The following is a 6,473-nucleotide window of genomic DNA, read 5'->3' on the forward strand; positions in this document are numbered from 1 at the left end:
CTGGCGGAAGCACGACGGTACGCCTCCCTCCCCGGCAGGAAAGATGGGGCACCGCGCGTCCCGGCCGGCCGCTCAGCGCTGCACGGCTTCGACCTTCTCCATGGTGAGTACAGCACGGAGTTTCGCGAGGAAGCACGTCATGCGACTCATTCTCCTCCGACCGTCCAACTCATCGGTGGCAGGGCCGGATTCACGATGACCCTATGGTCCGTCGATGTCCTCGACCGCCGTGGGGTTGTCGTAGAGCGGCCAGCCCCCACTCGCAGGGGTGACCGTGGTGGCCGAGCTGGCGACGAGGTCAGCGTTCGGGCGGACGGTCCGGTGCGACCACAGCGCCGCCCCCTTCACTGGCGGGCGGGTCGGGGCAGTTCGTCGAGCCAGGCGCCGATGAGGCCCTGGACGGTCTCGGCGCACTCGACCTGCGGGTTGTGGCCGACGCCGTCGAGCACCGTCGCCGCCATCCGGGGGTAGTGGTCGAGCAGGGCGAGTTGGTCGCGCCAGCCCACCAGGGCGTCCTGCCGGGTGGTGACCAGCAGGTGCCGACCGTGGTGGGCGGGCGCGCGGTGTTCGGGCCAGTGCGGCAGCAGGAAGTCGGCTTCTAGTTCGGCGGCGGCCGCCGGGTCGTGCGCGCGCCATCCCGGCCGGACGTACTGTTCGAAGAGCTTCCAGTTGCGCGTGGTGTGACGGGCCATGACGAGGCCGAAGAGCTCGCGGTCGGCGGGCGGGAGCCGGTCGAGGAGCTCGTCGTCGCGCTCGGCCACGGTCACGCCGGGCAGGGCCCGGTCGGGGCCCCAGTGCACGACCGGTACGAGCAGCGCCGATCCCAGGACCTGCGCCCCGAACCTCGCCGTCACCGCCCGGGCCAGCTGTCCGCCGAACGACTGCCCGAGCACGGCGAAGGGCTGCTCACCCAGTTCGGTGTGGATCCAGTCGAAGACGGCGTCGGCCAGGGCTGCCGCCGACGTCGTCCCCGGCAGCCGGGGGCTGGTGCCGTGGCCGGGGAGGTCGAGGTAGAGCCGCCGCCACCCGGGGCGGTCGGCGAAGGCGGGTTCGACGGGGAGCAGGACCCGGTGGTCGACGGTGTAGCCGTGGATCATGACGAGCGGTGTGCCGTCGCCGAATTCGAGGTGCCGGATGGCGGAGTCGGTCATGACGGAAGGGTCCAACCATCACACCAATGGCAAGGTCAAGCCGACAGGCATCCCGACGTCGGCTCACACCTCGGGCACACACCTCAGACGCACACCTCGGGCTCACGCCTCAGGCCCGGCTCTTGACCTCGGTGAGGTACTCCCGGATGGCATCGCGGTTACGGGTCAGGCACTGGATCCGACGGGTCATCCGCTCCGTCTCGGACTCCAGGGTGCCGATCATCTCCGGTGTGGCGTCGGCGAAGTGGATCGTCCGCGGGCTGTCCAGGCAGGGCAGGATCTGCCTGATGATCCGCGTGGGCAGTCCGGCGTCCAGGAGTCCGCGGATTTGCAGGACCCGGTCGACGAGGTAGTCGTCGTAGGCGCGGTAGCCGTTCGCCTCGCGGTGCGCGGTGATCAGACCCTGCTGCTCGTAGTAGCGCAGCAGGCGCGGAGGAGTGTCCGTCAGCCGGGCGAGTTCGCCGATACGCATGTGACCACCCTCACGCCCGACCGGTGCCGTTCCGGGCTGGACCTTGACATGAATGTCAAGGATAGACGATCGGGCCCATGCCCGAACTTCACTCCCCCAGCCCCTCGAACCCGCCCGCCACCCGGCTTCCCCAGCCCCCGAACCGGCCCGCCATCCGGCTTCCCTGGCCCAGCCTGCTGGCCCTGAGCACCGCCGGATTCGTCACCATCATGACCGAGGCCCTGCCCGCCGGCGTGCTGCCCGCGATGAGTGCGGACCTCGGCGTCAGCCAGTCCGGCGCCGGGCAGTCCGTCACGCTCTACGCGGCCGGTTCCATCGCGGCCGCCATACCGCTGACCGCCGCTACCGCCGGCTGGCCGCGCAAGCGCCTGCTGCTGCTGTCCGTCGGCGGCTTCGCCGCGGCCAACGCCGTCACCGCGGTCTCGACGAACTATCCCCTCACCATGGCGGCGCGCTTCGCCGCGGGCCTGGTCGCAGGCCTGCTCTGGGCCCTGCTGGCCGGGTACGCCCGCAGCATCGTCGCGCCGGAGCAGCGCGGGAGGGCGATGGCCGTCGCCATGGGCGGCTCGACGGTCGCCCTGTCGGTGGGCGTGCCCGCCGGCACCCTGGTCGCGGCGCTGGTGGGCTGGCGCACCACCTTCGGACTGATGAGCGCCGTCGCCGTGGCACTCACCGCCTGGATGCTCGTCGCGCTCCCGGCCGTCCCGGGGCGGCCCGGCCACGCCCGCACCCCCGTCCGGCAGGTGCTGCGAATCCCGGGGGTGGCGGCCGTCCTCACCGTCACGGCGGCCTTCGTCCTCGCCCACAACCTGCTCTACACGTACGTCGCGGCGCTCCTCGCACCCCTGGGGCTCGGCGGCCGGACCGACACCGTCCTGCTCGTCCTCGGACTGTCCTCCCTGGTGAGCATCCTCGGTACCGGGGCGCTGATCGACCGCCACCTGCGCACCCTGACGATCGCCGCCTGCGCCCTGCTCTCCGCCGCGGCCCTGACCGTCGCCGCCGCCCTGCTCACCGGCACCTCCTGGCCCGTCTACGGCAGCGCCGCGGTCTGGGGTCTCGCCTTCGGCGGCGCCGCCACCCTCCTGCAGACGGCGGTGGCCGACGCGGCCGGCCCGGCCGGGGACATCGCCCAGTCCCTGCTCGTCACCTGCTGGAACCTCGGCATCGCCGGCGCCGCGCTCACCGGCGGCATCCTCCTCGACCACGGCGGCCCGAGCACGCTGCCCTGGTCCGCCCTGGCCCTGCTCGCCGCCGCCCTGACCGTCACCGCCGCCGCCCACCGCCACGGCTTCCCCCGCCCCACCGGCCACCCCACCAGCCGCCCCACCGGCTGAACGGTCCGGCCGTCCGCTCGGCTCTGCTGCGGCAATCCCCGAGGCCGTGGTGACGGGAGTGCTGCTGGTTGGTGGCGAGGCCGGCGTCCGCGAGGCGGGCGGTGGCCGCAGTGACCTGGTCGGTGGTGGCGACTTCGACGCCGAGATGGTCGATGCGGGTGTCCTCACAGGCTGGATTGATATCTGCCGATGCAACCTTGCGCCCTGGATCGAAGTTCGTCAACATAGACGTATGTCGAATCAGGAACTTCGAGTGCTCGGCCAGGACGACGACGCGGACGGATGCTGCCCCGGGCTGCTGACCGCCCCACTGGACGAGGACCAGGCCGTGGAACTAGCACGGGTGTTCAAGGCGTTGGGCGATCCGGTGCGGCTGCGGCTGCTGTCGATGATCGCCTCCCGGGCCGGGGGCGAGGTGTGCGTGTGTGACCTGACCCCGGCCTTCGACCTGTCCCAGCCGACGATCTCCCACCACCTGAAGCTGTTGCGGCAGGCCGGGCTGATCGACTGCGAGCGCCGGGGCACCTGGGTGTACTACCGGCTGGTCCCCGAGATGACCGACCGCCTCGCCGGCATCCTGACCCGCCCGGCGGCCGAGCCCCTGCCCGCACCCGCCGGGACCGCCTCGTGAGCACCCAAAACGCGCCGAACACGCCGAACACGCCAACCCCGCCAACCGCACCAACCAGGCCAACCAGGCCAACCAGGCCAACCAGGCCAAACGCTCCAGTCGCGGCCCGGCTGTCGTTCACGGACCGCTACCTCGCGCTGTGGATCCTGGCCGCGATGGGCCTCGGCATCGGACTGGGCCGCCTGGTGCCCGGCCTCGGGGGCGCACTGGCGAAGGTGACCGTCTCCGGCGTCTCGCTGCCGATCGCGCTCGGCCTGCTGGTGATGATGTACCCGGTGCTCGCCAAGGTCCGCTACGACCGTCTCGACACCGTCACCCGCGACCGCCGCCTCCTCGTCCCCTCCCTGCTGCTGAACTGGATCGTCGGCCCGGCGCTGATGTTCGCCCTCGCCTGGCTCCTCCTGCCCGACCTGCCGGAGTACCGCACCGGGCTGATCATCGTCGGCCTCGCCCGCTGCATCGCCATGGTGATCATCTGGAACGATCTGGCCTGCGGCGACCGGGAGGCCGCCGCCGTCCTCGTCGCCCTCAACTCCGTCTTCCAGGTCGTCACCTTCGGTGCGCTGGGCTGGTTCTACCTGTCCGTCCTGCCCGGCTGGCTCGGCCTGGAACAGACCGCCCTCGACGTGTCGGTGTGGGAGATCGCCCACAGCGTGCTGATCTTCCTCGGCATCCCCCTCGCCGCCGGCTACCTCACCCGCCGCCTGGGCGAGAAGGCCAAGGGCCGCACCTGGTACGAGGGCACGCTCCTCCCGCGCATCGGCCCCTTCGCCCTGTACGGACTGCTGTTCACGATCGTCATCCTGTTCGCCCTCCAGGGCGAGGCCGTCACCTCCCGGCCGTGGGACGTCGCCCGGATCGCGCTGCCCCTGCTGGTCTACTTCGCGCTCATGTGGACCGGCTCCCTGTTCCTCGGCCGCGCGGTGGGCCTGGACCACCCGCGGGCCACCACACTCGCGTTCACCGCCGCGGGCAACAACTTCGAACTGGCCATCGCCGTCGCCATCGCCACCTTCGGCGCCACCAGCGGCCAGGCCCTCGCCGGAGTCGTCGGCCCCCTCATCGAGGTGCCCGTCCTCATCGGCCTCGTCCACGTCGCCCTCGCCGCCCGCCGCCTCTTCCCGCAGCCCGCCACTCCCGGAGGTTCCGCCCGTGCCTGAGCCCATGCCGTCCGTGCTCTTCGTCTGCGTCCACAACGCCGGACGCTCCAAGATGGCCGCCGCCTTCCTCACCCACCTCGGAGGCAGCCGGGTCGAGGTCCGCTCCGCCGGCTCCGCCCCCGCCGACACCGTGAACCCCGCCGTGGTCGAGGCCATGGCCGAGGTCGGCATCGACCTCTCCGCCGAGGTGCCGAAGGTCCTCACCGCCGAGGCCGTGCAGGCCTCCGACGTGGTGATCACCATGGGCTGCGGCGACGCCTGCCCGTACTTCCCCGGCAAGCGCTACCTCGACTGGAAGTTGGACGACCCGGCCGGCCAGGGTGTGAATGCCGTCCGCCCGATCCGCGACCAGATCGAGACCCGGATCCGCGGCCTGCTCACCGACCTCGCCATCCAGCCTCGCGCGTGAGAGCCCATCGGTAGCCCGGGGCAGCCCTACACGCCGGGCGCACCCCGACACCGGGCGTTCGGCCGCCAGCCACCGGCCACCGGCCACCGAGATCCGGACAACTCGGGCCCGCAGCCGTCCGAATTCGCCGGGACCGTCGGCGGCCGGGCGGCGACTGCTTCTACGCTCGCGTCCACACCATGGTCCGAGGGGGGAACGCCGTGGCCCGTAGGCCCGTACGACGACGCCGGTCCACTGCCGCCCGCCGCGCACAACAGGCCCGGGACAACGCGCTGACGCTGGGCATCGCGGCGCTGGTCGCGGTCGTCGTGGTGTCGTTCGTGCTGACGTGGCTGGCCCACCACCTGCTCCTGGTCGCCGCGCTGCTGGCCGTCGGCCTGGTGGTGTGCGCCGTCGTGCTGCGCCTGCGGCAACTGGCCCGGCGGCGGGAGCTGGCTGCGCGCACGGCGCAGCTGCGGCACATCGGCCCGTTCCTGACCATGAGTCCGAAGGCGTTCGAGCACGCGCTGGCGGACCTGTGCAGGCGGGACGGGTGCACGAAGGTGACGGTGGTCGGCGGGGCCGGCGACCTCGCGGCGGACGTCCTGGCCACCACCCCGTCCGGACAGCGGCTCCTCATCCAGGCCAAGCGGTACGGGCCACGGACCTCCGTCGGCTCCCAGGACGTCCAAAAGGTCAACGGTACCTACCGCGACGTCCACCGCTGCGACCTGGCGGCCGTGGTGACGACCAGCTCGTTCACCAAGGCCGCCGCCGCGTTCTGCGCGAACGTCGGCATCCACGCCATCGACCGCCGGGCCCTGGCCCTGTGGGCCGAGGGAACCGGCAAACCCCCCTGGGCCTGACCGCCCGAACCCCCGGGCCCGCACCGGCCCTGAAGCTTGTTGCAGAAGGCCGGAGGGCAGATCGGTGTGTGCTCTGACCTGTTGGTTCATGCGGTTCGGGCCGGGATTGTGCATGTGGGCGATGGCCGATGGCCTGCACCAGGCGGTGCAGGCCATCGCTTTCTGTCGGCAGCTTCAGGGAATCTGACTGACCATCAACGATCAGGGAGAGGCCGTTCTTGACCGACTGACGTGTGAACGTGAGCGCTCGCCGACCGTGTCGACCTTCGATCGGTGTGCGTGCTACGTTCCGTGCCCTAACCACAAATAGGTGACCCCGGCAGCGCGCCAACGCTCCGGGGTCCGGCAACAGGAGACAGACCTCCCGATGCGTGTCCATCGTAGCGCCCACGTGCGCGATTTCACCGTGCTGCCCAACACCATGCTGCAGTACCGGCGGCTGTCCTACACCGCTCGCGGTCTGCTCGC

General features: G+C 71.6%; 7 protein-coding genes and 1 pseudogene. 5 read left to right on the forward strand and 3 right to left on the reverse strand.

The window, feature by feature from the left end; translation table 11 throughout:
* Positions 1-344: 344 nt before the first annotated feature.
* Positions 345-1,151: an alpha/beta fold hydrolase gene (locus ACFV6I_RS10280; protein WP_380424333.1), complete on the reverse strand. Its 807-nt coding sequence runs from the start codon at positions 1,149-1,151 to the stop codon at positions 345-347.
* Between the two features lie 109 nt (positions 1,152-1,260).
* On the reverse strand, positions 1,261-1,623 hold the full coding sequence (locus ACFV6I_RS10285; RefSeq protein ID WP_363584314.1) for a MerR family transcriptional regulator: 363 nt from the start codon (positions 1,621-1,623) through the stop codon (positions 1,261-1,263).
* 77 nt (positions 1,624-1,700) lie between these two features.
* Between ACFV6I_RS10285 and ACFV6I_RS10290 the strand changes: the two genes are divergently transcribed.
* Positions 1,701-2,960: an MFS transporter gene (locus ACFV6I_RS10290; RefSeq protein ID WP_380424335.1), complete on the forward strand. Its 1,260-nt coding sequence runs from the start codon at positions 1,701-1,703 to the stop codon at positions 2,958-2,960.
* A gap of 58 nt (positions 2,961-3,018) precedes the next feature.
* On the opposite strand, the pseudogene ACFV6I_RS10295 reads toward ACFV6I_RS10290, so the two are convergent.
* Positions 3,019-3,126 (reverse strand): annotated as a pseudogene (locus ACFV6I_RS10295) (glyoxalase/bleomycin resistance/dioxygenase family protein); the annotation flags it as partial.
* A 66-nt stretch (positions 3,127-3,192) separates the two neighbouring features.
* Between ACFV6I_RS10295 and ACFV6I_RS10300 the strand changes: the two are divergent.
* From ACFV6I_RS10300 to ACFV6I_RS10315, 4 genes are all read left to right on the forward strand, one after another.
* On the forward strand, positions 3,193-3,591 hold the full coding sequence (locus ACFV6I_RS10300) for an ArsR/SmtB family transcription factor (RefSeq protein WP_380424337.1): 399 nt from the start codon (positions 3,193-3,195) through the stop codon (positions 3,589-3,591).
* A gap of 155 nt (positions 3,592-3,746) precedes the next feature.
* A complete protein-coding gene (gene arsB / locus ACFV6I_RS10305; RefSeq protein WP_380424339.1) occupies positions 3,747-4,751 on the forward strand; it encodes an ACR3 family arsenite efflux transporter in 1,005 nt (334 codons plus the stop codon).
* Positions 4,752-4,755: 4 nt separating this feature from the next.
* Positions 4,756-5,160, forward strand: a complete 405-nt coding sequence (locus tag ACFV6I_RS10310) for an arsenate reductase ArsC (protein ID WP_380424343.1) — start codon at positions 4,756-4,758, stop codon at positions 5,158-5,160.
* A gap of 200 nt (positions 5,161-5,360) precedes the next feature.
* Entirely contained in the window at positions 5,361-6,005 is a 645-nt protein-coding gene (locus ACFV6I_RS10315) for a restriction endonuclease (RefSeq protein WP_380424341.1), read from the forward strand.
* The last annotated feature ends 468 nt before the right edge of the window (positions 6,006-6,473 follow it).

It is taken from the genome of Kitasatospora sp. NPDC059803 (genome assembly GCF_042732255.1).
Lineage (GTDB): Bacteria > Actinomycetota > Actinomycetes > Streptomycetales > Streptomycetaceae > Kitasatospora.

Bases quoted from the DNA above. Each gene is read 5' to 3' on its own strand.
- ACFV6I_RS10290 (WP_380424335.1), top strand. From the start codon at position 1,701: ATGCCCGAACTTCACTCCCCCAGCCCCTCGAACCCGCCCGCCACCCGG.
- ACFV6I_RS10280 (WP_380424333.1), bottom strand. From the start codon at position 1,151: ATGACCGACTCCGCCATCCGGCACCTCGAATTCGGCGACGGCACACCG.
- ACFV6I_RS10310 (WP_380424343.1), top strand. From the start codon at position 4,756: ATGCCGTCCGTGCTCTTCGTCTGCGTCCACAACGCCGGACGCTCCAAG.
- ACFV6I_RS10300 (WP_380424337.1), top strand. From the start codon at position 3,193: ATGTCGAATCAGGAACTTCGAGTGCTCGGCCAGGACGACGACGCGGAC.
- arsB (WP_380424339.1), top strand. From the start codon at position 3,747: ATGGGCCTCGGCATCGGACTGGGCCGCCTGGTGCCCGGCCTCGGGGGC.
- ACFV6I_RS10285 (WP_363584314.1), bottom strand. From the start codon at position 1,623: ATGCGTATCGGCGAACTCGCCCGGCTGACGGACACTCCTCCGCGCCTG.